24 protein-coding genes are annotated in these 26,301 nt (G+C 61.9%); 17 read left to right on the top strand and 7 right to left on the bottom strand.

Annotated elements, in window-relative coordinates; translation table 11 throughout:
- Positions 1–27: 27 nt before the first annotated feature.
- Positions 28–912: a tyrosine-type recombinase/integrase gene (locus OCV80_RS14685; RefSeq protein WP_158629747.1), complete on the bottom strand. Its 885-nt coding sequence runs from the start codon at positions 910–912 to the stop codon at positions 28–30.
- A 303-nt stretch (positions 913–1,215) separates the two neighbouring features.
- Positions 1,216–2,061 (bottom strand): tyrosine-type recombinase/integrase, encoded by an 846-nt coding sequence (locus OCV80_RS14680; protein ID WP_136891220.1) that lies wholly within the window; start codon positions 2,059–2,061, stop codon positions 1,216–1,218.
- 197 nt (positions 2,062–2,258) lie between these two features.
- On the opposite strand from OCV80_RS14680, the gene OCV80_RS14675 reads away from it, so the two are divergent.
- The 6 genes from OCV80_RS14675 to OCV80_RS14650 all read left to right on the top strand — a co-directional run bounded on the left by OCV80_RS14675 (position 2,259) and on the right by OCV80_RS14650 (position 9,304).
- Positions 2,259–3,773: a histidine kinase gene (locus tag OCV80_RS14675; RefSeq protein WP_249390900.1), complete on the top strand. Its 1,515-nt coding sequence runs from the start codon at positions 2,259–2,261 to the stop codon at positions 3,771–3,773.
- Positions 3,774–3,836: 63 nt separating this feature from the next.
- On the top strand, positions 3,837–4,649 hold the full coding sequence (locus OCV80_RS14670; protein WP_021750331.1) for a response regulator: 813 nt from the start codon (positions 3,837–3,839) through the stop codon (positions 4,647–4,649).
- 16 nt (positions 4,650–4,665) lie between these two features.
- Positions 4,666–6,174: an ABC transporter ATP-binding protein gene (locus OCV80_RS14665; RefSeq protein ID WP_119311703.1), complete on the top strand. Its 1,509-nt coding sequence runs from the start codon at positions 4,666–4,668 to the stop codon at positions 6,172–6,174.
- Positions 6,175–6,189: 15 nt separating this feature from the next.
- Positions 6,190–7,248 carry an ABC transporter permease gene (locus tag OCV80_RS14660; protein ID WP_021750329.1) on the top strand — a complete coding sequence of 353 codons (1,059 nt, stop codon included), beginning with the start codon at positions 6,190–6,192 and terminating at the stop codon, positions 7,246–7,248.
- A 1-nt stretch (position 7,249) separates the two neighbouring features.
- On the top strand, positions 7,250–8,176 hold the full coding sequence (locus OCV80_RS14655) for an ABC transporter permease (protein WP_021750328.1): 927 nt from the start codon (positions 7,250–7,252) through the stop codon (positions 8,174–8,176).
- A gap of 72 nt (positions 8,177–8,248) precedes the next feature.
- On the top strand, positions 8,249–9,304 hold the full coding sequence (locus OCV80_RS14650) for a BMP family protein (RefSeq protein ID WP_021750327.1): 1,056 nt from the start codon (positions 8,249–8,251) through the stop codon (positions 9,302–9,304).
- Between the two features lie 247 nt (positions 9,305–9,551).
- Here the strand turns inward: OCV80_RS14650 and OCV80_RS14645 are convergent, their stop codons facing one another.
- Both OCV80_RS14645 and OCV80_RS14640 read right to left on the bottom strand, forming a co-directional pair.
- Positions 9,552–10,217 carry an MT-A70 family methyltransferase gene (locus OCV80_RS14645; RefSeq protein ID WP_021750325.1) on the bottom strand — a complete coding sequence of 222 codons (666 nt, stop codon included), beginning with the start codon at positions 10,215–10,217 and terminating at the stop codon, positions 9,552–9,554.
- Entirely contained in the window at positions 10,192–10,914 is a 723-nt protein-coding gene (locus OCV80_RS14640; protein ID WP_021750324.1) for a BglII/BstYI family type II restriction endonuclease, read from the bottom strand. The genes OCV80_RS14645 and OCV80_RS14640 overlap by 26 nt, the downstream gene beginning before the upstream one ends.
- 165 nt (positions 10,915–11,079) lie before the next feature.
- On the opposite strand from OCV80_RS14640, the gene OCV80_RS14635 reads away from it, so the two are divergent.
- The 5 genes from OCV80_RS14635 to phnE all read left to right on the top strand — a co-directional run bounded on the left by OCV80_RS14635 (position 11,080) and on the right by phnE (position 16,620).
- Positions 11,080–11,436, top strand: a complete 357-nt coding sequence (locus OCV80_RS14635; RefSeq protein WP_136891221.1) for a response regulator transcription factor — start codon at positions 11,080–11,082, stop codon at positions 11,434–11,436.
- Between the two features lie 587 nt (positions 11,437–12,023).
- Positions 12,024–12,887: an EamA family transporter gene (locus tag OCV80_RS14630; RefSeq protein WP_025545424.1), complete on the top strand. Its 864-nt coding sequence runs from the start codon at positions 12,024–12,026 to the stop codon at positions 12,885–12,887.
- A 384-nt stretch (positions 12,888–13,271) separates the two neighbouring features.
- Positions 13,272–14,324 (top strand): PhnD/SsuA/transferrin family substrate-binding protein, encoded by a 1,053-nt coding sequence (locus OCV80_RS14625; protein WP_267288530.1) that lies wholly within the window; start codon positions 13,272–13,274, stop codon positions 14,322–14,324.
- 20 nt (positions 14,325–14,344) lie between these two features.
- Complete coding sequence (locus OCV80_RS14620; RefSeq protein WP_267288529.1) at positions 14,345–15,091, top strand: phosphonate ABC transporter ATP-binding protein; 747 nt, start codon at positions 14,345–14,347, stop codon at positions 15,089–15,091.
- Positions 15,088–16,620 carry a phosphonate ABC transporter, permease protein PhnE gene (gene phnE / locus OCV80_RS14615; RefSeq protein ID WP_267288528.1) on the top strand — a complete coding sequence of 511 codons (1,533 nt, stop codon included), beginning with the start codon at positions 15,088–15,090 and terminating at the stop codon, positions 16,618–16,620. The genes OCV80_RS14620 and phnE overlap by 4 nt, the downstream gene beginning before the upstream one ends.
- 141 nt (positions 16,621–16,761) lie before the next feature.
- Here phnE and OCV80_RS14610 read toward each other — a convergent pair whose 3' ends face one another.
- Complete coding sequence (locus tag OCV80_RS14610) at positions 16,762–17,193, bottom strand: cupin domain-containing protein (RefSeq protein WP_267288536.1); 432 nt, start codon at positions 17,191–17,193, stop codon at positions 16,762–16,764.
- Between the two features lie 372 nt (positions 17,194–17,565).
- Entirely contained in the window at positions 17,566–18,450 is an 885-nt protein-coding gene (locus tag OCV80_RS14605; protein ID WP_267288527.1) for a LysR family transcriptional regulator, read from the bottom strand.
- Positions 18,451–18,650: 200 nt separating this feature from the next.
- Between OCV80_RS14605 and OCV80_RS14600 the strand changes: the two genes are divergently transcribed.
- Both OCV80_RS14600 and OCV80_RS14595 read left to right on the top strand, forming a co-directional pair.
- On the top strand, positions 18,651–19,751 hold the full coding sequence (locus tag OCV80_RS14600; RefSeq protein ID WP_267288526.1) for an aldo/keto reductase: 1,101 nt from the start codon (positions 18,651–18,653) through the stop codon (positions 19,749–19,751).
- Positions 19,748–19,924 (top strand): hypothetical protein, encoded by a 177-nt coding sequence (locus OCV80_RS14595; RefSeq protein WP_256264656.1) that lies wholly within the window; start codon positions 19,748–19,750, stop codon positions 19,922–19,924. The genes OCV80_RS14600 and OCV80_RS14595 overlap by 4 nt, the downstream gene beginning before the upstream one ends.
- A gap of 196 nt (positions 19,925–20,120) precedes the next feature.
- Here the strand turns inward: OCV80_RS14595 and OCV80_RS14590 are convergent, their stop codons facing one another.
- Positions 20,121–20,318, bottom strand: a complete 198-nt coding sequence (locus OCV80_RS14590) for a ribbon-helix-helix domain-containing protein (RefSeq protein WP_021750310.1) — start codon at positions 20,316–20,318, stop codon at positions 20,121–20,123.
- Positions 20,319–20,466: 148 nt separating this feature from the next.
- Here OCV80_RS14590 and OCV80_RS14585 point away from each other — a divergent pair, with 148 nt between their 5' ends.
- The 4 genes from OCV80_RS14585 (at position 20,467) to OCV80_RS14570 (ending at position 26,275) form a co-directional block, all read left to right on the top strand.
- Entirely contained in the window at positions 20,467–20,646 is a 180-nt protein-coding gene (locus OCV80_RS14585) for a hypothetical protein (RefSeq protein WP_021750309.1), read from the top strand.
- Between the two features lie 276 nt (positions 20,647–20,922).
- Positions 20,923–22,194: a hypothetical protein gene (locus OCV80_RS14580; protein ID WP_267288525.1), complete on the top strand. Its 1,272-nt coding sequence runs from the start codon at positions 20,923–20,925 to the stop codon at positions 22,192–22,194.
- A gap of 332 nt (positions 22,195–22,526) precedes the next feature.
- A complete protein-coding gene (locus tag OCV80_RS14575; RefSeq protein WP_267288524.1) occupies positions 22,527–25,481 on the top strand; it encodes an S-layer homology domain-containing protein in 2,955 nt (984 codons plus the stop codon).
- Positions 25,482–25,918: 437 nt separating this feature from the next.
- Positions 25,919–26,275 carry a sporulation initiation factor Spo0A C-terminal domain-containing protein gene (locus OCV80_RS14570; protein ID WP_267288523.1) on the top strand — a complete coding sequence of 119 codons (357 nt, stop codon included), beginning with the start codon at positions 25,919–25,921 and terminating at the stop codon, positions 26,273–26,275.
- The last annotated feature ends 26 nt before the right edge of the window (positions 26,276–26,301 follow it).

Raw genomic sequence — 26,301 nt, 5'->3', positions numbered from 1 at the left:
TTCTCCTCCTTTTATATTTCAGTGATCTTATATGTAAACATCCTTATGGATGGAATGACCGGTTCCCTCCGCCCACCCGGCGGCCAGCTGCTCCGTGTCCAGCATCCGCTCGTAGGACTGCTCCGCCAACAGGCGCACGCCGCGCTCCACCTCCGCCCGGGTAGCCAGATACAGCTTCCGCAGGCACCGGGGCGTTCCCTTTTCCTCCTCTACCCGGGCGTCATGACACAGGGTCTGGATCTCCTCCGTCACCTGGGTCCGGCTCATGCCTTTCCCGTTCCGGGTGCAGAACACCGGCCCCGCCGTCAGGCCCTGCCGCCGGGCGTAGTCCAGCAGCTCCCCCTGCAGACAGGCGGGCAACGGGACGTATCGCCGCTCCCTGCCGGTACGGACCGGCAGGCGCCCGGCCCGCACCCGCTCAACGGTCACCTGAGGCAGCTCCCCCACCCGGATGCCCGCCAGGGCGAATATTTTCACCAGCAGGTAGGTCCGCTCCTTTTCCAGTATCCTGGCAGCCTGCAGCAGCCGCAGATACTCCACCCGGCTCAGTTCCGGCTGGAGGCCCTTGTCCGCCTCCAGCTGCCCCACCAACTGCAGGTCCCGCCGCCCCATGTACTCCATCAGCCCGTTGGCGGCAGACAGGTGGGTATTCACGGTGCTGGGGGAATACCCTGCCTCCAGCAGGAATGCTCGCCAAGCAGCCAGCGTTCCCCGGGAGATCTGCTTGTCCGGGGGCAGGTAGTCATAGAGGGCCCGCAGCTTGGCACTGTACATCTGCACCGTGCCCTTGCGGCGTCCCCTGCCGGACAGGTCCGCCAGATAAGCCCGGATGGTCTCCATGCTGAGCTCGGCGCCGGGCCAGTCCGGTGTGCGGTGTGTCTCCCGCGGCTTCAGAGCCTCTGGACTCCTCATCTCCCCGCCTCCTGTCAACAGAATCGCCATTTCCTCCTGTAAGGGACCGAAACAGGGCCTGCAGACCAGGGGCAAATGTGCGCAAAAAAGCCCGCGCAGCCTGCGCGGGCTCAAAAATGGCGCAAAGACAGCAGCCGGACAAAATTCGACGCTTTTCCGGCCATTTTATGCTGCCCAAATCGGTAAAAGCTCTTGCGGCTGGCGGTGCTTTGTGCTAGAATTTGGTTACTGTTAAAATCAATTATGTATGTCTAGTTATTTTTTTGCAGCCATCCGCATCGGAATGGCGATTCTGTCCTATTTCTAACAGATCAGCCCCAGCCGTGCCAGAGTCCCGGCGTGCTCGGTGCCCGTGGAGATCAGGTAAATCCGGGTCGTCTCAATACTGGAGTGGCCCAGAACGTCCGCCAGCCTGGCCACGTCCCGGCAGACACGGTAGAACGTCTTGGCGAACAGGTGCCGCAGATTGTGGGGAAACACCTTGCTAGGTGCCACGCCCGCCTTGTCGCACAGCGCTTTCATCTCCGCCCAGATCTGCCGGCGGGAGATGCCTTTTTCGTTTCTAGTGAGAAAAATCTCGCCGGAAGCGATTTTTTGTTTCCTGGCGTATTTGAGGAGCTTGCGGCAGAGCTTGCCCGGCAGCAGGATGGTCCGGATCTTGCCCTTCAAGGAGATTTCGGCCCTTCCCCGGTACACGGCCTCCACGGTGACATAGCGCACCTCGGACACCCGGATTCCGGTGCCGCAAATGGTTTCCAGCAGCAGCGCCAGCCGTTCCCGGCCCTGGGTGCGGGCGGTCTCCAGCAGGCGGAGGTACTCCGGCCTCGTCAGCTCCCGGCTGTCGTCCCGGAACAGCCGCCGCTGGATGCGCAGGGGCTTCACCCGAAACGCCGGCCAGCCCAGAAATACAAGGAACCGGTTGACCGCCGCCAGCTTGACGTTGATGGTGGCCGGCGCCAGCTTCGCCTCCAGCAAGGCGGCCTTCCAGGCCCCCGCCGCCGCCTTGGACGCCGCCCGGCCGTCCAGCCAGGCGGTAAAATCCGCCGCATCCCGCAGGTATTTCTCGATGGTGGCGGGGCTCTTTTCCTCCCACACCAGGCGCTGCCTGAACGCCTGGAGCTGTTCTCCTGTGATGGTATAGTCTTGCACTGCATATCGCCTCCCGTACAATTATCCTCTATATTTTACCTTCCGGCCGGCTGTCTATGTATCCAATGGATTTTGCGCGGCAGAACACTGCTCTGACACCGACGGATAGGCCCCGGCCCTCTGCTTGCATTGCGGGCCGATTTGACGTATTCTTTAATAAAAAAGGCAGGTGCCAAAAAAAGGGAGGGATCGCCTTGGTGCGGACCGCAAAGCGGACGCCTCTGATTCACGCCGGACGGGCTTTTGTACTGGCCCTGGCGGCCGGACTGGTGCTTGTTGGCTGCATGGAGTGGAGCCGCCGGAACCAGGAGCGGGACCGCATGGGCTATGTCGCCAGCGCCATCGGGGCGGAGACGTATGAGTTTATGCTCTCCGAGATGAGCAAAACCCGCGTTCTGGAGGCCTATCTCATCCAGACCAGCGGGGACTATTCGGACTTCGGCAGGGTCGCCCATGTCCTGCTGCGGGAGGACTATGTGCGAAACGTCCTCTTCGCGCCGGACGGGATCGTGGACGGTGTCTTTCCCCTGGAGGGAAACGAGGATGTCGTCGGGCTGAACATGTACGGGGACGGGGCCGGCAATCTGGAGGCTCAAGCTGCCATCGAAAAAGAGGCGCTGTATATCGCCGGCCCCTTCCAGCTGATCCAGGGCGGCCTGGGCATCGCCGGGCGGCTGCCGGTCTTTCTGACGGACGAACAGGGCCAGCGGTATTTCTGGGGCATTGTCTCCGTGACGCTGGACTTTCCGGCCGCCCTGTCCGGAAGCTCCGTGGAGCGGGTAAATGCCCAGGGCTTCGCCTGCCAAATTTGGCGCATCAATCCGGACGACGGACAGAAACAGGTGATTCTCGAGACGGCGGACCCGCTGCCGGAGGGTGTGCGGACTGTGGACCACGCGCAGGAGCTGTTCAACTCTGTCTGGACCGTCTCCCTGGCGCCCCTGCGGCCCTGGTATCTCCAGATCAGCCTGTGGCTGGGGGTGGCGGTGAGCCTGCTGGTGGCGTTGCTGGCTGCGGCGGGCGTCTACTACGCGGGCCGGCTGCGGCAGCTGCAGCTGGAAAAATCCCAGCGGGCCATCCAGCAGCTGCAGGAGCAGCTGGAGCGGGAACAGGGCAATATGCTGCTGAACCAGATCCGCTCCCACTTCTTTTACCACACCCTCAACGCTCTGCAGGCCCTGATCGTCCTGAAGCCGGAGGCGGCCTACAAAATGGCCGGAGACTTCGCCCGCTACCTGCGGTTCACACTGGACTCCGTCACTGCCGACGGCGGGATCGGCTCCTTCCGGGAGGAGATCCGGGCGGTCCGGGCCTATGCGGATATCAACCAGCAGCAGCTGGGGGACCGGCTGCACATGGTCTACGAGATTCCCGACGTGGACTTTCCCATCCCCCTGCTGACCATCCAACCCATTGTGGAGAATGCCATCCTCCACGGCATCAAGCCCAAGGTGGGCGGCGGAACCGTCTCTTTGAAGCTGGAAGAGCTGCCGGACCACTGGCAGGTCACGGTGACGGACGACGGCGTGGGCTTCGGCCTGGAAGCTGTCCGAGAGAAGGGCTCCATCGGGCTGGAGAATGTGCGGCGGCGCATAGCCCGCTTCCCCGGCAGCGAGCTGCGGATCACCAGCACAGTGGGCATGGGCACACAGGCTGTCCTGACTTATGGAAAGCGGGGGAAAAACATGGAAAATCTTTCAAAATCGACCTGAAAGCGTACGGTTTCCGTACGCTCCATCTGGTACAATAGAAACATGAGACAGGGGTGACCGCGATTGAAAACCATTCTGGTGGACGACATGCTGCTGGATCTGCAGCTCTTCGAGCTGAAATGTGCGGACATGCCTGATTTTGAAATTGTGGGGAAATTCACCGATCCCAACGCGGCCATTGAGTACGCCGCCGGCCATGTGGTGGATTTTGCCCTGCTGGACATCGACATGCCGGGGATGGACGGCATCCATCTGGCCCAGGCCCTGCGGCGGCTGCGGAGCGACATCATCATCGTCTTCGCCACGGCCCACCCGAAGTTTGCGGTGGAGGCGCTGAAGATGAAGGCGGACTACATCATCTTCAAGCCCTTTGACCGGGAGGACATCGCCGATGTGATGGAGCGGGCCAAGCTGCTGCGCCGCCGCCAGTGCAAGCGCATCCATTTCCACACCTTCGGGGCCTTCGACATGCTGGTGGACGGCGAGCCGGTGCACTTCCGCTCCGGCAAGGCCAAGGAGCTGATGGCCCTGTGCGTGTATCGGGACGGGCGGCCGGTGTCCATTCACGAGATCGTGGAAAACCTATGGGGAGAGAACGCCGACGGCACCGGCTACCGCCGCACCATCAAGGAGCTGGCAGACACCCTGCGGGACTATGGCGCGGAGGAGATGTTCCTGCGCAGCCGGGGGAGCCTGCGGGTGCGGATGGACCTGGCGGACTCGGATTTTCAGGCATTCATGAGCGGCGATGAGGACGCCATCTGCCAGTTTCAGGGGGTGTTCATGCAGCAGTATTCCTGGGCGGAGCCCATGGTCTGCACGCTGCAGGAGAAAAAGGAGCTGATGCTTGCCCGCATGGGGAAGCACCGCATGTAAGGAGGGGGCTGAAACTTTGGATGAGTTACTGAGAATGGAGCACGTCAGCAAACGCTTCGGCGATTTCTACGCCAACAGGGACATCAACCTGTCCGTCCGCAAGGGCGAGGTACATACCCTGTTAGGGGAGAACGGCGCGGGAAAGAGCACGCTGATGAACGTCCTCATCGGGCTGTACCAGCCCACAGAGGGAAAGATCTTCCTGAATGGGAAGGAGGTCCGCATCGACTCTCCCGCCCAGGCGGTGAAGCTGGGCATCGGTATGGTGCATCAGCACTTCATGCTGGTGGAGGCCATGACGGTGTTCGAGAACATCATCCTGGGGGACCGGAACACCAAGGGCATTTTCATCGACAAGGAGGCCCGGAAGAAGGAAATCCTGGATCTGGCGGAGCGCTATGGTCTGGACGTGGAGCTGGACCGGCCCATCACGGAGATTGCCGTGGGCGCCCAGCAGCGGGTGGAAATCCTGAAAACCCTGTATCGGGGCGCGGAGCTGCTGATTCTGGACGAGCCCACCGCCGCCCTGACAGACATCGAGGTAGAGGGACTGTTCCAGATCATCCATAAGCTGACGGAGGAGGGCAAAAGCGTCATCTTCATCAGCCACAAGATGCGGGAGGTGCTGCAGATCTCCGACCGTATCACCATTCTGCGCACCGGCGAGGTCATCACCACCCTGGATCGCTCCGAGACCGACGGCCAGGAGCTGGCCAACCTGATGATCGGCCGGGAGCTGGCCCCCTCCCACTACGGCAAGGTGGAGGAGCCGGGCGATCCCGTCATCCAGATGCGGAGCGTGGACTACCACAAAGAATCCAAGCACGCAGGGCTCAGCGGCGTCTCCCTGACCGTGGGCCGGGGCGAGATCGTGGGCATTGCCGGCGTGGACGGCAACGGCCAGAGCCAGCTGGCCCAGGTGGTCACCGGCGTGCTGACGCCGGACGGCGGTGAGGTGGACATGAAGGGCTCCAAGGTGGCTCAGTTCACCCCCAACGGCTTTATTCTGGAAAATGTATCCCACATCCCGGAGGACCGGAACAAGATGGGCCTCATCGGCAATATGTCCGTGAAGGACAATATCGTGCTCAAGGCCACGGACTCTCCGGAGTTCTCCAGTGCCAAGGGCTACTTTCTGAAGAAAAAGGCCATCCGGGACTACGCCCTGAAGATGCAGGAGAAGTACGACATCCGCTGCACCTCTGTGGAGCAGGAGACGCGGAACCTCTCCGGCGGCAACCAGCAGAAGGTGATCCTGGCCCGGGAGCTGGAGGGCAGCCCGGACCTGCTGGTGGCCGTCCACCCCACCCGGGGCCTGGATATCGGCGCTACCCGCTTCGTCCACGACACCATGATCGAGGCCCGGGACAAGGGCTGCGGCGTATTGCTGATCTCCGCGGACTTCGACGAAATCCTGGAGGTTTCCGACCGCATTGTGGTGATGTTCGAGGGGCAGATCATGGGCGTGTTCTCCGGCAAAAATCCTCCCATTGAGGAGATCAGCCTGGCCATGGCCGGGAAATAAGGAGGGGGAGAACGCATGAAAAACAGCGGAAAACTCGTCAGTTTCCTGGTACCCATCATCTCCATCCTGCTGGCCTTCGTCATCGGGTGCATCATCATGGCCGTGCTGGGTGCCAATCCCTTTGTGGCGCTGGAGTCCCTTTGGATCGGTGCCTTCGGCAGCCTGCGGAACGTAGGCACCACCCTGGCCCGCTCCACGCCGCTGATCTTCACCAGCCTGTGCGCCTGCTTTGCATACCGCTGCGGCGTGTTCAACCTGGGTGGTGAGGGCCAGTTCCTGATGGGCTCCATCGTCTGCTGCTACATTGCCACCCAGAGCGGGATCGAAGGACTGCCCGCCATTCTCCTGTGTCTGGTGGGCGGCGCCGTGGCTGGCGGCCTCTGGTCCCTGATTTCCGGCCTGCTGAAGGTCTACCGTGGCCAGAATGAAATGATTATCACCATCATGCTGAACTATGTGGCCACGCTGTTCATGGGCGTGGTATATACCGACTGGCTGCGGGACGGCAGCGTTCCGCAGACGCAGGCCGTGCCGGAGGCCACTCAGCTCAGCCGCCTCTTCGGCCTGCGGGTCACCTCCGCCTTCGTCATCGCCCTGGCGGTGGGACTGCTGGTGTACTATTTCCTGTTCTACACCTCCAAGGGCTTCCAGCTGCGGGCCGTGGGCCTGAACATGACGGCGGCGGAGTTCAACGGCTTCGCGGTGAAGAAGTACATCCTGATGAGCTTTATCGTCTCCGGCGCCATCGCCGGCCTGGGCGGCAGCGCCGAGCTGCTGGGGACCCAGTTCCGGCTCATCAACGGCTTCGGCAACGGCTACGGATTCGACGGCGTGGCCATGGCCCTGATCGGTCAGCTGCATCCTCTGGCGACCATTGTGGTGGCCATCTTCTTCGCAGCTCTGCGGGTGGGCTCTACCACCATGCAGGCGGCCACCGGCGTGCCCACCAGCGTATCCGACATCATCCAGGCCCTGGTGATCGTGTTCACCGTGGCGGGTCTGGCCATGGTGAAGCTGCCCGGATTCAAGGCGTTCCTGGGAAGGCTGACGGAGAGACGGAAGGAGGCGGCCTGATATGGAATTTGTCATGAACATCATCCTCTCCAGCGTCCGCATGGCCACGCCCCTGATCTTTCTGGCGCTGGCGGAGCTGTACTCCCAGCGGGCGGGCCTGGTCCACATCGGACTGGAGGGCCTGGCCTCTATCGGCTCTCTGGTGGGCTTTCTGGTAAGCCTCATCACCGGCAGCCCCATGCTGGGCGTGCTGGCTGGCGCGGCGGTGGGCATTCTGGTGAACATGATCTTCGCCTACGCTACCGTCACCCTCTGCGCGGAGCAGATCGTCTACGGTATGGCCATCAACATCTTCGCCCCGGCCCTGGCGGCCTTCATCTACCGGGTCTACTTCGGCGCCGGGTCCGAGCTGGTGCAGGTGGGTCTGATGAACACGCTGTCCTCCTCCCTGGGCATCACCTCCGACAACTTCCTGGTCCGCCTCCTGCTGGACCAGACGCCCATGGTGTACCTGGCTTACGGCCTGGTGATCTTCACGGTTATCTACTTCAACCGTACCAAGTCCGGCCTGAACTACAAGGCCGTGGGCGAGTATCCCAAGGCGGCGGCAACTCTGGGCATCAACGTCATTGGCGTGAAGTACGCCGCCTGCGTCATCTGCGGCGCCCTGGCCGGCATCGGCGGTGCCTATCTCACCACCTGCTACGCCAACACCTACGTGGACGGCAACGTGGCGGGCCGGGGCTTCATCGCCCTGGCGGCGGTGATCTTCGGCCGGTGGAGCGGTGCCGGCGTGCTGCTGGCGTGCCTGTTCTTCGGCTTCTGCGACGCGCTGCAGATCCGGCTGCAGGTGGGCAGCTTCGGCGTGCCCTATCAGTTCTTCCAGATGATCCCCTACATCGCCACCGTGGTGGTATTGGCCGGCATCGGCATGAAGAAGGCCGGCCCCAAGAGCTCCGGCAAGCCCTATCTCAAGGAGGAGCGCTGAGGATAATCGCCGCCCACGCGGCTGTTATCAATAGAAGGCATCCACATTTATGAAGAATTGGGAGGAAAGAACATGAAAAAATTATTGGCTCTGCTTCTCACCCTGGTCATGTGCCTGTCGCTGGCGGCGTGCGGCGGCTCCGGTACCGACACCTCCGGCACTGACACGTCCAGCGGAGAAACCGGCGAAGACTCCGGCGACAGCAGCTACCGGGTGGCCATGATCTGCGACTCCAGCATCTCCGACGGCGGGTGGGGCATGTCCTGCTACAACGCCATGGTGGATGCCGCCGCAGAGCGCGGCTGGGCCACGGAGGTCTCCGACAGCATCGCCCAGTCTGCCTACTATGACACCATCATCTCCTATTGTGACCTGGGCTATGACCTGATCTACGCCCCTGGCAACCAGTACACCGACGCCGTCCTTCAGGCGGCGGAGGAGTTCCCCGATGTGGCCTTCGCCCTGCTGAACGGCGGCGAGGACACTCCCGCCAAAGCCGTCAACGGCAATGTGACCTCCCTGCTGCCCAATGCCCAGCAGGTGGGCTGGATCGCCGGTGCCCTGGCCGGTCTTATGACCAAGAGCGGCACGGTGGCCTTCATTGGCGCCATGGAACTGGATACCACCCTGGGCAAGTATAACGGATTCAAGGAAGCCGCCGCCTATGTGGGACAGCAGGAGGGCAAAACCGTCTCCACTCTGGATGTGGTCTACTCCGGCGACTTTTCCGCCGCCGACAAGGGCATTGAGTTTGCCAAGGCCATGATCGACCAGGGCGCTGATGTGTTCTTTGGCGACGCCTCCGCTGTGGACTCCGGCGCACGGCAGGCCATTGACGAAGCCAATGCCGCCAGCGGCTCCGTGAGCATCTATGACATCGCCCAGCCCTCCGATCTGTTGGGCCAGAACGAGTGCATCATCGGCAGCCAGGTGACGGACAATGCCTCCCTTGTGGGCCTGTGCATGGAGGCTGTGGAGGATGGCTCCTTCGGCGGCGAGGTCATCTACGGCACCCTGCAGAACGGTGCCTTGTCCGCGGGTGCCCTCAGCGACCTGGTGCCCGCCGATGTTCAGGAGAAGTATCAGGGCTACCTGGACCAGATGGTGGACGGCAGCTTTATGCAGTAAGATTTATACCCGCAAACCACTGCGGCTCCATCCAGATGCCTGGATGGAGCCGCTTTCCCCCCTGCCCGGGAAACTTCTGCCCAACGGTAGAACGGGGCCTGCAGTGCCGGGCATTGGATGGCGGGCAGCCGCTCCCCTCCTCCCTGGCCCGCAGACGCAAAACGGCCGTGCGATCAAAAATCGCACGGCCGTTTTTCCGATATTCTGCCCCACAGGAACGGCGCGGTCCGCCCTGTTCTTCGGGTCATCAGGAGCGGGAAGCTCTCTCCTCCCGGCAGTCTTCCGGTTTTTTCGTGTGGTTTTTATAGGTATTCCATGTGGGTTCATATTCCGCTGTGGCCTGATTGCCCCACATGGCCCAGCCCTCCCGGTCCCCGCGGGCAAACAGCTCAAGAAACGGCCCTGGAGAGCATCGCTCGATCAGGGGGATGAATTCGTCCGGTTTTCTGGAGTGCTCCCGCTTCTGTGCCCGCAGCAGGTTCACCTGGGACCTGGCCGGGGGCAGCGTCCTGTTCCCGCCGCCCCTGACACCAAAGAGCAGAATTTCCGTCACATTCCGGAAGTAGAACCCCACACCCCGGCCGTCCGGTTCTCCGTCCTTGCGAACCTTCTCCCAGATGATATTGCCCTTGTACTCGAATCCCCAGGCCTTCATGACCGCAAGGCCGTCGGGAAGCAGGGCATTGGGTACCCACAGATACAGATGGCTCTTCTCCGCCGCCACCTGTGCCACCGGCAGCGCCATGATGTCTTCCAGCTCCATGGTCTCGTAGCGATTCAGCCGCTTGTGCTCAGGCGCTACCTTCCCGGTCCGATTCTGGAACCTCCAGGGAGGGTCGGCATATATGGTGGCGTATTTTTGATCGCCGCAGAAACGCAGCAGATTTTCAGATGTTTCCTGGATTGTGCTCATCGATGTACCCTTCCTCCCAATCTGTGATGCACGGTTTCCTGATGCCTACTGCCAGAATGGGGCATCCGCCGTTCCTGCGGGAATCCAAGCGATAGGTCAATTTCCCCATCCAGGTGGTGCTGGCCCCGTACTTCCGCAGAATGGGTTTCCACTGGCGGGTCTTTCCGTCATAGTCGTAAATGGTTTTGAAGATGTCGTTCAGCTCGGCAGAGCGCGTAATGATGATCCCTGCACTGACAAGGTCGCAGTCATAATACGTCCGCATGGCCAGCAGGTCCCGGTCGAACGTCTGATCTTTGCTGTTCCACTCCAGATCGAAGGCGATCCGGTTTTTCAGAAAGTCGATATTATGTCCGTCGATATACCCGGGTATGACCTTTTCCTCAAACGGCTCCTGGGAAAAGCGTCCCCGCTGTTCGGCCTGCCGCGGATAGAACTTGATGTGGAGGTCGCCGGAAATGCGGATCTCGCGCCATCCGCGGGGATACAGCACATCATCAAACTTTTTGGGGATCTTGGTCTCGTTTCCGCCGGACTCCCGAAGATCGTCCGTAGTGATGCGCAGCTGACGCAGGCAGTCCACAATCTCGCTCCACTCCGCCGGAAATGCCTGTGTGATAATCTCAAGCGCGTGATTATAGCTGTAAAATTCAAACTTCTCTAAAAGGTCGGGCGCAATATACTCTCTCAAGTCCAAGGCGGCTGTCCTCCTGTGTTTTAGATATTATAACATCTTTTCCTCCCGTTTTCACCACCATTTTTTGAATGCGCCATAATTTTCAGGGGGTGCCTCTTTTTTACGTTTCACCAATCCGGGTCCCGCAGCCCCCGCCGGGCAGCAAAAATTTCGGAAAGAGGACACATGTTAACAGAGCGCAGCCAGTTGGGTGCTGTGGCAGGATGGTACATTTCCCCAGAGAGTTTTCAGAAGGGGTACGACCCAGGCATTGACGACTATATGGTGAAGCCCGGCGACTTCAGCGGGCTGCTCATGCGGGTGCGGGCACTGCTGCGCCGGGCCAATATTGAGGCCAGCCGGAAGCTGTCCGTGGACGGACTTCTTCTGTATGCCGACGCGCTGACGGCCTCTCTTGCTGGAGCGGAGATCCCCGTGACCATCCGGGAATTCAACATCCTGTACGAGCTGCTGTCCTGCCCCAACCGCACCTTCCCGCTACGGGCACAGGCGGAAGTTCTGTGGCAGCGGCAGACACACTGAACCCGCCGTCCCGTCACGTCCCCTGCGTCAATTCGCAAAGGCCATAGCCGGAAGTCCCGCCTCTCCGCTGCCGCAGCGCAAGAGGCACCCGGATGGCTCCCCGGTGCAGAGTCCGCACACTTGATTGAAAATGGATGCGCGGGCGGCAAATATTGTGGTATAATATCCATACTGAGATCGCTGGTGGCCGCCGGGCCGCGGCCGCTCCTTTCTCCGGCCGCGGCCCCCGCCCTGTCAGGGCTTTTACGGGCAAACGTCCAGCTTCCCGGCGCACCGCAGTGTGCAGGGCTGGAGATCACAGCAGGTACGGCAGCCTCCGCCGCCCCCCGTCCGGCCCTCCCCCGATATTTTTGAAAACGGTGCAAACGATCAGGACCGTGTCGACTGCCGGAGCCTACCGGAGGGCGGCCGCCTGCTCTTGTCCGGCGGCGGCGCAACGCGCCGGAGGGAGCTCCGCCCTGGCTGCCTGCACCACCGCCGGAACGGCGTGAAGCACGGATGTGCCATCCGGGGGCACGGCGTCTCCGCAGGGGGCGGCATCGAGGGCGCACTGTCCAAGGGGCAGTCATCAGAAAAGAGGAATGCGTATGTGGATTCTCTTCGCGGCTGGATCCGCGCTTTTCGCCGGTGTGACGGCCATTCTGGCCAAGTGCGGCATCCGGAAGACCGACTCCACCGTGGCCACCGCCATCCGCACCCTTGTGGTGCTGGTTTTTGCGTGGACCATGGTGTTTGTCGTGGGCTCCCAGGGGGAGATCCGGAACATCGGCCCCACAACGCTCCTCTTTCTGTTGCTGTCCGGCCTGGCTACCGGAGCCTCCTGGCTGTGCTACTTCAAGGCCCTCCAGCTGGGTGACATCAACAAGGTGGTGCCCATCGACAAATCCAGCACCGTGCTCACCATCCTGCTGGCCTTTTTTCTGCTGGGGGAGCCCATCGGCCTGCCTCAGGGGATCGGGGTGGTGCTGATCGGCACAGGCACCTTCCTGATGCTGGAGAAAAGGTCCCCCGCCGCCGGCTGTGCACCCCAGTGCGGGAGCTGGATGCTCTACGCCTTCGGCTCGGCGGTGTTTGCCAGTCTCACCGCGATCCTGGGCAAAGCCGGCATTCAGGGCGTGGAGTCCAACCTGGGCACCGCCATCCGCACCGGTGTGGTGTTGGTGATGGCCTGGCTCATGGTGCTGGTGACAGGCAAGGCCGGTGCGGTGCGGCAGGTGCCCCGGCGGGAGTTGGCGTTCATCTGCCTGTCCGGCGTGGCCACCGGGGCCTCCTGGCTGTGCTATTACCGGGCGCTTCAGAGCGGCCCCGCCAGCGTGGTGGTGCCCATCGACAAGTTGAGCATTTTGGTCACAGTGGCCTTTTCCCGGCTGGTGTTTCGGGAGAGGCTCACATCTCGCTCCGCCGCAGGTCTTGCCCTCATTGTGGCCGGGACGCTGGCCATGCTGTTCTGACCGCCGGAGCCATCCCCCTCCAGCGGGGTTCTCTTCGCGCCCACCCGATGCCGGACAGGTGTTCCTTTCGGCGGGCCGCCAGCTGGCGGCCGGGGGAAAATTTCCACTCTTGTTTTTTTCTGTACAGCGTGCTATACTGGCCGAGGTTTAAGGAATGCGGCGAAAGGGGGAGCTCCCTGGCGCCACGCTCACATAGATGACAAGAACCAGATTGCGAGGGAGCCTGTGTTCCAGGCTGAGAGGGTCCCAGTAAGGGCCGACCGCACCCGGCTTCCCAGGCGGAAGCGGGGGCATCAGCATCTGCGTGAAGGTCTGAACGGGTATGTGCTGATGAGGCGCGTGCCCGTTTTGTTTTGCGCAGAAAATTAAACTGGAGGGATTCCCATGAAAAAGAAGATTTCCGCACTTTTGTTGAGCCTGGCGCTGTGCGCCGGACTCCTGGCCGGCTGCGGCGCCGGGGAGACGGCGGAGGCTCCGTCCGACACCGATGTACAGCAGGTGGACTCTCTGAAAATCGCATTTTCTCCCTATGCGGACGCCGACCTCATCTCCGAGTCCACGGAGCCGCTGGAGCAGCTGCTGAAGGCAAAGCTTCTGGAAAAGGGCTACGACGTGGGCGAGATCGACATGACCGTGGGCACCAGCTACACCGCCGTGGGCGAGGCCCTCAGCGCGGGCAGCGCGGACCTGGGCTTCATCTCCGGCGGCAACTACGTGCTCTTCTCCGACGACTGCGATGTGCTGCTGACCGCTCTGCGCTATGCCATCAACAAGGACTCTGAGAACCCCGCCGACTGGAACGACGGCACCATCGAGGAGAACACAGAGGACATGAGCACTTACTACCGCTGTATCCTGCTGGCCGGTCCCAGCGAGAAGGGCCAGGAGCTGCTCTCCAAGGTCAACGCCGGGGAGGAGCTGACCTGGGACGACCTGAACAGCGCCACCTGGGCGGTGCTGAATCCCACCTCCGCCTCCGGGTACATCTATCCCTCCCTGTGGCTGCAGGAGCACTACGGTAAGGGGATCAGCGATCTGGACAATGTGGTGGAGTGCGACTCCCACACCACCTCCGTGGCCCGGCTGGCTGCCGGTCAGGTGGATGTGATGGTGTCCTACGGCCACATCCGCATCAAGAACGCCCCCATCTGGGAATCCGATTTCGGCGGCACAGCCCCCATGGTGGAGCAGACCGGCGTGATCGGTGTGACGGACGGCATCTACAACGACATGATCGCGTACAGCAAGACCTCTGACACCATGGCGGACGAAGCCTTCCGGCAGGCAGTGGGCGAGTCCTTCATTGAGCTGGCCCAGACCGAGGAGGGCCAGGAGATCTTCGGCATATTCAGCCAGGTGGGCTACGACTGGGGCAGCGACTCCGACTATGACGGAGAGCGGGCGGCCCAGGCGCTTTTGAAATCTATGGAAGCGTGACCATCTTCAGGAGGGATTTCATGCTGCAGGCGATCCATATCCGCAAACAATTTCAGCGTTCCGGCGAGGTGCTGCGGGATGTCAGCTTCACCCTGGGCGACGGCGAGTTTCTCTCGGTCATCGGCCCGTCCGGCGCTGGGAAAACCACCCTGTTCCGCATCCTGAATGGAACGGAGCTGTGCAGCGGCGGTGAAGTCCTCTATAGCGGGACGCACTTTGAAGCCGCCCGAGGCCGGGAAAAGCGGGCGGTCCAGCAGGGGATCGGCACCATCTACCAGGATTTCTGCCTGGTGGAGAACCTGTCCGCCATCCAGAACGTGCTGAACGCCTGCCTGCCGGACATGTCCCTGGCCGCCTCCCTGCTGGGGGCGTTCGGACGGGAGCGGTCCGAACAGGCCGCCGCGATCCTGCGAGAGGTCGGGCTGGCGGACAAGCTGGAGGAGCCGGTGAAAAACCTCTCCGGCGGGCAGAAGCAGCGGGTGGCCATCGCCCGCGCCCTGATGCGGAACCCTTCCATCCTGCTGGCGGACGAGCCGGTGGCGTCCCTGGACCCCGTCACCGGGCGGCAAATCCTGTGCCTGCTCCGGGACATTCAGCGCCAACGCGGCGTCAGCATCCTAATGAACAGCCACAATCTGGACCTGTCCCTGGAGTTCTCCACCCATATCGTCGGCATGAACCGGGGACGCGTTGTCTTTGACGGCGCCCCCGGGGATGTGACGGAGGCCGTCCTGCGGGATATTTACGGCGAGGCGGCGGCCGTATGAAACAAAGACGTATCCGCTGCCTCGCTGCGGCCGCTTTTGTGCTGCTGTTCCTGGGAGCCGCCTGGTTCACCGGATGCGACCTGTCCCTGATGTGGAGCCGGCGCGACCACCTGACGGACATCGCCGCAAAGATGTTTCCGCCGGACTGGGGATTCCTCGGGAAGGTCCTGCCCCTGCTGTGGGCCACGATCCAGATGTCCATTACCGGGACGTTTCTGGGCGCGGTGCTGTCCATCCCGGCCGCCATGGCCTGCGCCGCCGCCCTGCCGGGACCCGGCCCGGTCAAGAAGGCGGTCCGCTTCTGCATCCAGGTGCTCCGCTCCTTCCCGGCCCTGATCCTGGCCCTGCTGGCCACATTCTTTCTGGGCATCGGCTCCTTTGCCGGAACGGCCGCCATCACGGTCTACACCTTTGCCATCATGACCCGCCTGACCTATGAGGACATCGAGAGCGCGCCCCAGGGTCCCTATCTGGCCCTGCGGGCTATGGGCGCCGCCTCAGCCCAGGCGTTCTTCCGCTCCACCTTACCGGAGATCCTGCCGGCCTATCTCACCAACGCCCTCTATCTGCTGGAGGGCAATGTGCGGCACAGCGCCATCCTGGGCTATGTGGGCGCAGGCGGAATCGGCCTGCTGCTCAATGAAAAGGTCTCCTGGCGGGAGTACGACAAGGTGGGGACGATCCTGCTGCTCCTCTTCGCCGTGGTCTATCTCATGGAGCATCTCAGCACATGGCTCACCCGTCTGGTGCAGCAGGAGCGGACCCTGGGCCGGCAGGGGCGCCGGCTGCTGGCGGGCGCGGCGGCCGCGCTGGTATTGTTCTGCACGGTCACGCTTCCGCCGCCCGACCTGTCCCGCACAAGCATGCAGATGGTGAAGACGCTCTTCACCGGCCTCCTGCATCCGAACTGGGAGCTGTTTTTCCGCCTGGACAGCAGCGGACTTGCCTATCTCCTGCTGGAGACCGTCGCCATCGCGCTGGTGGGGACCTGCGTCGGCGCCGTCTTTTCCGTTCCTCTGGCGTTTCTCGGCAGCAGCCGCTTTTTCCCGGCCCCCGCCGCCTGGCTGTTCCGGACACTGGTGACCGCCATCCGGTCCGTTCCCTTCCTGATCTATGGACTGATCTTCATCCGCGTCTGCGGCCCCGGCTCCTTTACCGGAGTGCTGACCCTGGCAGTGTGCAGCGTGGGACTTCTCTGCAAGCGCTTCACAGAGGCCATCGACACCTTGGATTTTCGGGCGTATCACGCTCTGGAGGCCATGGGGACGCCGAAGCTGTCCTGCGTCTGCCACGCGGCCCTGCCGCAGCTGGTGCCTCAGTTCTTCTCCGCCTGGCTCTATCGGTTTGACGTCAATATCCGCGAGGCCTCCGCCCTTGGCCTGGCCGGTGCGGGCGGAATCGGCGCGCCGCTGATCCTGGCCCTGAACCAATACGCCTGGCATGATGTCAGCACTCTGGCGCTGGGCATGATCGCCTTGTCCTGGCTGGTGGATCTGGTCTCCGCTTTCTGCCGCCGCAGGGACGCCTGAGGCCGATGCCCGCCAGCAGCCGGATCCGGTGCAGCCCCCCGTTCCGCCCCGGCGGGAAGGATTCCGGCGGAACTGCTGCAAAGCAAGACACGGACAGTCTTTGGACTGTCCGTGCCTTGCGATTCCCCGGCCGGGGGCCGCTCAGAGTGCTTCGTATTCCGCGTCGCTCACCGGCTCGCACCACTCGTTGGAGCAGGCCTCACCGGGCATCTCGACGGCGATGTGGCTGAACCAGCTGTCCCGCTTGGCGCCGTGCCAGTGCTTGACCTCCGCCGGGATGACGATGACTCTGCCGGGCTCCAGGCTGACCGCCTCTTTGCCCTCCTCCTGGTACCAACCCTCGCCGGCGGTGCAGATCAGCAGCTGCCCGCCGCCCTCGGAGGCGTGGTGGATATGCCAGTTGTTCCGGCACCCGGGCTCGAAGGTGACGTTGGCCAGAAACAGCCCGTCCTCCGGGCGGGTCAGGGGATTGAGATAGGACCGGCCGGCAAAGTACCGGGCAAAAGCGTCGTTGGGCGCGCCCAGGCCAAACACGTTCTGTTCCTCAAATGTAGCCTTGTCCATGATCTTCATGCAACATACCTCCCAATGCTTTCTTATGAATGCGGGGCAGACCGCCGCCCCGGTGTGGATGTTCTGCCGCCAGCGTGTCTCCTGCCGCTCACGGGTGTGAATATCCGCCAGCGCGGCGGCCCGTATCTCCACCAGTAGCCGCAGCCGCATATAGCCCCCCGTCTCCTCTCCGGTGAAGCCGATGTCCCGAAGCGTCAGGATCAGGTTCAGCCGCTCCAGGTCGCGGCCTGCCCGACCTCAGGACCTCCATGGAGATCTGATCGCACTCGCTGGCCTCCTGGATCGTCATCGCCCGCACCTCAGGGCAGAAAGTGGAGACGTCCCCGCAGGGACGCCTCCATTCTAAATCCGGAACTTCGCCTTGTCCAATGCCTATACCGGATGGTCTGATATTCCGCCGACGTATTTCTCGGCAAATCGCAGCAGGGCAGCAGCGGTGGCAGAAAGGACCTCGGTCTTCTTCCAGGCCAGAACCGTGCCCGACTCCAGCGGCGGAGAGAGGGGCACGAACCGCAGCCCGTCATAGGCGCAATCCAGCCGGATCACCAGATAGATCCCCAGCCCCTCCCGGGCCAGCTGGGTCTGGTTGTAAGGCAGGTTGCCGCTGGCCGCCACCTGGATCCGGTCTGCGTAAGGGCCGAACCAGCGGATCATTTCCCGGCGCATCAGCTCCCGGGTGGTCAGGATCAGGGGGCTGTCCGCCAGGTCCCCGGGCGTCACCGCCTCCCGCCGGGCCAGAGGCGAATCCTCCGGCACCAGGACGCCCCAGGATTCCCGGACGGGCAGCCGGAGGATCTGGTAGCGGCTGGTGTCCACCGGCTCCAGCAGAAGTCCCATGTCCAGGAGTCCCTGCTCGATCCGCTCCTTGATCCCGTCGGAGTCTCCGCTGTAAATCTCATACTGGACCCGGGGATGCTGGCGGTGAAAGGCAGCCAGGAGCTTTGCCAGATACGTCATGCTCCGCAGGTCGCCGCTTCCGATGGAGATCCGGCCTGTGATCTCCTCCGCCGGTCGGAGCTCCCGGGCCGTCTTCTCCGCCAGCTCTACGATCTCCTGAGCCCGGCGGCGCAGCAGCATCCCGGCCTCCGTCAGAACGATGTGGTGCTGGCTGCGGCGGAACAGCTTGACTCCCAGCTCCTCCAGCTGCATCAGCTGGCGGGACAGGGTGGGCTGCGTCAGATGGAGCAGCGCCGCCGCCCGGGTGATGTTCTCCTCCCGGGCCACAGTCAAAAAATACTTCAGCGTCCGAAATTCCACCGGGCCGCACCTCCTCTTCTCCCCTACCATATCATGGCCGCAGTGGGGCCGCAAGTGTGATATGTGTGAAATGTATGTCTCAGCATAGAAAACAGGTATTCGCTATTTCTCATTTCAGGCGGTATAATAGGGTCATGTGAGGCGCGGCGCCCGGACTCCGGCTGCCGCAGAGTTGCAACAGGAAAGGATGGTTTCGACCTATGGAATACCGTGTCAACCGCCGCACCGGGGACCAGATCAGCGTCCTGGGCGTGGGCACCAGCGGCCTCCCCGCCGCCGGGGCGAAAGAGGGTGCCGCCACGCTGGAGATGGCCCTGGAGCAGGGGATCAACTACTTCGACCTGGCCACTGCCGACTCCGCCTGCTTCCCCATCTTCGGCGCCGCCCTTGCGGGTGTGCGCAGGCAGGTGCTCTACCAGGTCCACTTCGGCGCCAATTACGCCGCCGGTAAACCTTACAGCTGGACCACGGATCTGGAGACCGTCAAGCGGTCGGTAGCGTGGCAGCTGGAGCAGCTGCGGACGGACTACATCGACTACGGCTTCATCCACTGTATGGACGAGTCCGGCGACTGGCGCCGGTATGTGGACAAGGGCGTTCTTCAGTATCTGGAGGCGCTGAAAGCCCAGGGCGTCGTCCGCCACATCGGCCTCTCCACCCATACGCCGGCCCTGGCCCGGGAGGTGCTGGACACCGGCCTGGCGGACATGATGATGTTCAGCATCAACCCCAGCTACGACTATCAGCACGGCGAGTATGCCAACGGCAGCGCCACGGAGCGGATGGCCCTTTACCGCCGGTGCGAGGCGGAGGGCGTGGGCATCTCCGTGATGAAGGCCTTTGCCGGCGGGCAGCTGCTGGATGCTCGTACCTCTCCCTTCGGTCAGGCCCTGACGGAATATCAATGCATCCAGTACGCCCTGGACAAGCCCGGCGTCCTGACAGTGCTGCCCGGTGTCCGAGACCGGGCGGATCTGGAACGGGTCCTGGGCTTTCTGCGGGCTGGGGAGGCGGAGCGGGACTACTCCGTCATCAGCTCCCTCACCCCCAGAGACGTGGAGGGCACCTGCGTCTACTGCAACCACTGCCAGCCCTGCCCCGCCGGCCTGGACGTGGGCCTCATCAACAAGTATTATGACTTGGCCCGTGCGGGGGATGCCTTGGCGGCAGAGCACTACCGGAACCTGTCTCTGGGTGCGGATGCCTGCATCAGCTGCGGCCACTGTGACCGCCGGTGCCCCTTCCATGTATCCCAGTCGGCGCGGATGCGGGAGATCGCATCCTACTTCCGGCAGGCGTGAGGGCCCTGGCCGTTCCTTGCACCTTTGCCGGCTACATCAATGAGCGGCTGACTGCTGACATCCCCACCGTCCTCCGCTCCGCCACCGCCCTGGTGCCCCTGAAGATGGAGACGCCCGTCCCCTTCACCGGCACCTGGGCGGATGCGGAGGCCTGTCTGAAGGAATTCTACTGAGTGCCCTTCCCGTATCTATCTCCCAAAATCACCAAGACGGCTGCCAACCCGGCAGCCGTCTTTTTTTCGTTGATTCCCGCCTCCCCCGGAGGTGCGCCGGAATCAGAACTGTTTCAGTTATCTCCGATAGGATAGGGCGGGGGTGCGCGCTCCCGTTTTCACGGGTGTCCCCGCGGCCGGAGCCGCCGGCGGACGGTCAGTCGTCACGTGCCTCGTCCGCCGGCTTCTCCCGCGGGGTCTGCTGTTCCTTTTTCAGGGATTCCAGTCCCAGCCGGATCAATTCCACGGTCGCCTCCGAACGGGTCTGGAACCGGCGCTCAAAGCGGAAATCCTCGATCTGCTGAAACAGCTCATTGTCCACGGATACCGTGTAACGCGGTCTGTCTGTTGCCATCCTTATCACCTCTGGCCCTATTATACACGAGTGAACCACCGGTGTAAAGAGAGCCGCAGCCCCCTTGACTTCGGTTCAGTGAACCACTATAATAACTTTAATAGGTTCACCAATTCACTTAACCACTATATGGAAAGGAGCTGCGTACATGAACAGAGATCAAAAACGGTTTACCATCTCCGTGACGCCGGAGCTGGCGGCGGAACTGACCGCGGTAAAGCAGAGCAGCTACCCCGGCGTCCCCCGGGACGCGATGTTCCGGGACCTAATCATCCGGGGCCTTGCGGCGTGGGAGAAGCAGTCCGGCAAGAATAGCCAGCCCGTGTGACGGGTGGGGTGCCGGGCCCCATCGAAGCTCCTTCGGCTCTCCCGGCAAACGGCGGCAGACAGAAACAGACAGAAACACGGTGAAAGTCAGAGGCGGCAGGTACGCCCGGTGCGGGCACCCGTGGGCAGCTGCCCGCACCCGCCATCCCATGGAGACAGCAGAACAATTCTGGGCGTTCCTGACCGGGAGCGTCCAAAGCGGTGCAGGGTTCAGTCCGTATGTCATACGGTCGTAACCCGCCGTTCATCGCTCCCCCTGACCGGGAGGAGACGGAACGTGAGCAAAGTAACCATGAGACGGCCGGATGCCCGGGCCATGGCCCAGCTTCTGGCGGAGCAGACGCAGACGGCGGCGGGGCTGATCCTCCGCCTGGCCTGGCGGCAGGGGCTGACCCGGGAGGAGATCCAGCGCCTCACTTGGAACGATGTGGACTTTTCTGCCCATCAGCTCCGGCTGCCGGACCGGACCATCCCGCTGGAGACGGAGACCGAGGGCTGCCTGCGCCGGCAGGCGGAGCGCCCCGACCCGCCTACTCCCTTCGTGGTGGTCTCGGACCGCCGCAGGCAGCAGATGCCGCCGGAGTCCATTTCCCGCCTGGCCAGAAAAACTCTGGACCGGGCGGGGCTGGGCGGCATCAGCCTGATGGATCTGCGGCACGACTTCATCATCCGCCATCTGGAATCCCACGACTGGCCCTATGTGGCCCGGATCAGCGGCATCGCCGTCCCCACTCTGTATGCCGTTTTCTCCGACTATCTGCCGGAGGGACGGCAGAAGGACTCCCTCCCTCGGCGGGAGGTGGACGGTTTTTTGATGTGGAAGCTGCTCCAGGCGGAGGGCAGCTCCCCGGTGGGGCTTGCCCTTTGGATGGGTTGGAAGCTGGGGATGCAGGTCCGGGAGATGACAGCCCTGACCTGGGACCAGGTGGATCTGGACCGGGGTCTGGTGCGGCTGCCGGACCGGGACCTGGCCCTGGGCGTCACCCTGCGGCGCCTGCTGCGGGCGGCGGCGGGACGCCGGCGGCCGGGTGAGGACCCGCACGTGCTGCTGACGCCCAACTCCCGGCGGCCCTTGGACCAGCCCCGGCTGTCCAAGATGGTGCGGACCGCCCTGATCCGGGGCGGGATGGAGCACATCAGCCTGGGAGATCTCTGCCGGGAGGAGCGCCGGGAGAACGAGGACGCCCGGCTGCTGGCCTACGCCGCCGAAAAAGGCACCATCTCCCGGTCGGAGGCCATGTCGCTGCTCGGCCTGTCCAAGGTGGCGGCCTACGAGCGTCTCCGGCAGCTGGCTGAGCGGGGAAAGCTGGTGCGGGTCGGCGGCAAATACTACCCCGCCGGCCAGGTGGTGCCGCCGGAGGAGCAGTATGACGTCATCCGTACATTTCTGGAGCAGTCCGGTCCGGCCTACCGGCAGGATCTGGCGGCGCTCCTGCACGTCGGCGACAGACAGTGTGCCCTGATCCTCAAGCACATGGTGGAGGACGGGCGCCTGGTGCAGGCCGGGCAGCGGTACGCCCTTCCCATTCGTGAGGAGGTTCTGCTGTGAACGGCGCAAAAGGAGAGCGGCCCTCAGGGGCCGCTCTCTTTTTTGGCCCGCGCCGCGGCCGGAGCAGAAATCGCGTCCGTGTTATGATGGCGTGACATGGCTGTCCATGCGATTTGTGCGCCGTTTTTCAATTGGATTAAAAGGTTTGCGAAACGCTGGACACCGGCAGTTTTTTCCCGTAAATTGGCCTTGCGAACGGCGGAAGCGCCCCGCATCCGGCTCTGCGGTTGGTGTAGGCCGACACAAGTTGGTTGGCTAGCCCCCACACGAATCCCAGACCCGCCTGGGGTCTTCCGGCGGACCGCAAATTTTTTGAAGGAGGAGAAATCCCAATGAAGAAGTTCCTTTCTCTGGTGCTTGCTCTGGTGATGACCATGTCTCTGGTCACCGTCAGCGCCGGCGCCAAGGACTTCACGGACGACAGCGAGATCACCTACAAAGAAGCTGTGGATGTAATCTCTGCCCTGGGTGTTGTCGACGGTTATTCCGACGGCGACTTCCGTCCCGATGATGTCCTGACCCGTGGCGCGGCCGCCAAGATCATCTGCAACCTGATCCTGGGCCCCACCACTGCCTCCGCTCTGAGCGCAGGCACCGCTCCCTTTAAGGATGTTCCCGTGACCAACACCTTCGCGGGCTACATCACCTACTGCTCTCAGCAGGGTATCATCAGCGGCTATGCTGACGGCACCTTCCGTCCCACCGGCACCCTGAGCGGCAACGCGTTCATGAAGATGCTGCTGGGCGCTCTGGGCTATGACAGCTCCATCGAGGGCTACACCGGCGCCAACTGGCAGGTCAGCGTCATCAAGCAGGCCAGCGGCATCGGTCTGGACGATGGCAACGACGAGTTCGTGGGCTCCCAGGCTGTGACCCGTCAGGAGGCCGCCCTGTACGCCTTCAACATGCTGCAGGCCACCATGGTCGAGTATGACAAGAAGGACACCATCGTTGTGGGCGACATCACCATCAACACCACTTCCACCCGCAAGGACGTGGAAAACAACACCAACACCGACGGCAACATCGATGGCGAGCGCAACGGCGACGGCCTGATGCAGTTCGGCGAGAAGTATTTCAAGGACCTGGAGAAGGAGGATGCCACCGACATCTTCGGCCATCCCTCCAGCAAGTGGGTCTATGATGGCGACGATGTGGGCACCTATGCCAACGAGGCTGACGCCACTTATGTGGTGGAGGACGACGATATGGACGTCGGCCAGGTGGTCACCAGCTCCAGCTACATGAATTACAGCAGCTCCGAAGCCAAGGATGCCAAGTACTTCCTGAACGGCGATGACAATGAGGTGAAGTCCTCTGAGCTGGTTGCCGTGGGCGATATCGTCGAGGCTTACGAGAATGACAACGGCGATGTGGAGACCGTTGTGGTTTCCCGCTACACTGTTGCCAAGATCGACAAGGTCGACACCGACGTCAGCACCGCTGAGAGCCGCAACGGCGCCTCCGAGGTCCTGACCCTCACCGATCTGGACGGCGACAACAGCAACGACTACTACGACAAGTACGACGATGCCGAGAAGACCCTGCGGGGCTATGCCTCCTCCTATGACGAGGGCAGTGTCCTGGCCGTGGCCTTCCGCGACGGCAAGTTCGGCGATGAAGTCCTGGCTTCTTACGAGGCCGAGGCTGTCACCGGCGAAGTCACCGCTTTCCGTGAGGACGAGACCGTCACCATGGACGGCACCAAGTATGAGTTCGCCCGCAGCAAGGATGGCACCGATGGTTTCGTGGACGGCATCACCAAAAACTTTGACTTCGACAAGGAGTACACCATCTACCTGACCGCCGACGGCTATGTTATCGGTGTGGAGGGCGCCGCTGGTGCGGACCTGAACGACGTGTACTATGTGACCGGCGTTTACTGCGAGGAGAGCCGTTACAATGCCAACAAGTTTACCTGGTACGCCCAGGCCGTGTCCCTGGCGGATGGTTCTGCCTCTGACATCGAGCTGGATGAAACTGATGCGGACAATGCACTGAAGTCTATCATTGATGATGCGAGTAAGGATGCGTTTACTGATGTCAAGGGACTGTATACCTTTGATGATGACATTGCCACTGCTTGGGACGGGGACAGAGACTATACCGTCTATGGCATCGATGAGGATGATGGTCTGGACACCAGTCTGAAGAATGCTCTGGCTATGGACGACACCAAGTTCTCCACCACCGGCGGTAGCAGCAAGACCTTCTATGTGGACGAGAACACTCAGTACCTCGGCGTGGATGATTATGCCGATGATATCGACACCGTCTATGCCATGGGCGGCATGAAGGCCGGCACCTCTGGTAATGTCATCGTGATTGCTGACCAGGATGAGGACCGCGATGCCCTGTATGTGATTCTGGTTGACAGCAGCGCTTCCGTTGGCTCCGCCGACATCCTGTACGCCGCCGGCAGCAGCACCGACAAGGTGGGCACCGACAAGTACGTCCGCGAGTTCTGGTCCATGGAGGACAACACCAGCGAGGACATCACCATCGATGAAAAGCTGAGTGCCCATGGCTTCTATGAGGTGGACAGCATCGACGAGGACGGCGTCTACACGCTGAAGGACTATGACAAGACCGCTTCTTCTATCGATGAGGATTCCGACGGCATCGTCGTAGAGGATCTGGCGCTGGACAACACGGACCAGATCTATCGCAACGCTCTGAGCGGCTCCATCGATAACGTCAAGTTCGACGATGTCAGCATCGCCAACGCCACCATCATCGATGGCCGCAGCAACTCCGACCGGAACGACTCCGTGTATGACCGCGAGATCAACAGCATCTCCCGTCTGGAGGCCGCTCTGGATGCCGTGAGAGACGAGGATCTGGAGACCAAGGGCACTGTGGAGATCGATCTGTACGTGAAGGACGGCGAGATCACCTTCATCTGCGTCACCGACGTGGGCGGCGTTGCCAAAGACGACGGTGAGCAGGAAAGCGGCGAGCTGGACCTGACCGGTGTGGAGAATTTCGTCTGCAACAGCAATATCGTTACTGTTGACCTGGTCGGCACCGGAAAGATTCCCGCTAACTATCCTGTTACTGTGACTCTGATGAAGGCCAACAGCACCGAGGGCGATGCGGAAGTCGGCTCCAAGGAGCATGTAAACGAGACTGCCTATGAGGTTAATGATTGGAACAACCTGGGACAAATCGCGATCCAGGAAAGTGGTAATTACTATGTAATTATCACCATCGAAAATGAAGACGGCAGAGTTGTGGATGAGTTCACTTCCAACACTGTCCGCTTCGTCTACACTGCCCAGCCGTAAGGCAAATAGTTTCTTTCAAGTAACTTGTTGCGCAAGAAAGCCCCCGCTCGTAAGAGCGGGGGCTTTCCCTGTTTCCATCACATCCAGGCCAGTAGTGCTGAACATCGTCCTCCAGCCCCGCGTATTGGCCCGCAGCTTTCAAAAAGGTCTCTCCAGGAGTTGAAGGAGATCCTGTCTGCTCAGATAACTTTTCCCTCTTCCCCATGGGTGCCGGTCTTCCGGCGCTCATTTTTTTGTAAAATACAGCCAGATTCAAGACAAAAGTAAAAAAATATATTATGATAGATTGAAAGGGGGTTCCAAATTCTGGAAGACAGGCTGCGCAGCTTCCACACGCAATGGAAGATGTCGAATTTTCTGAGAGATGTCGTTTTTTCAGGCTTTGCTGTTTTTCGTCGTACAATCTTCTCATCGCAAATTTCGAGGAGGTGCTCTCCATGGACACGATCATCCGGGAAACGCTGCGCCCCTTTGGCATTACGCGCAATTACCGCGGTTACCCGCAGACGGTCCGCGCCATTGCTCTGGTCCTGGAAGACGAATCCCGCCTGCTCAATGTCACCGAAGAGATCTATGAAGTCGTGGCCCTGCAGACCTGGTGCCATCCCTCCAACGTGGAGCGGAACATCCGGACTGTCGTTCTCTGCGCGTGGCATACAAACCGACCGCTTCTGGTCAAAATGGCGGGATTTACGCTGACGGCTCCGCCCCGCGCCTCCCAGTTTATTGATATCATTGCCTCCTACATCCAACGGGAAGTTTTGAGTGACCCCAGCCGCCGTGTGCTGATCTGATGCCCCTCGCCTGTCTGTTCCGGGAT

The organism is Oscillibacter acetigenes (genome assembly GCF_025567605.1).
Taxonomy (GTDB): domain Bacteria; phylum Bacillota; class Clostridia; order Oscillospirales; family Oscillospiraceae; genus Oscillibacter; species Oscillibacter welbionis.
Note: the sequence above shows the minus strand (reverse complement) of the source record. Positions and strands in the feature narration are given on the sequence as shown.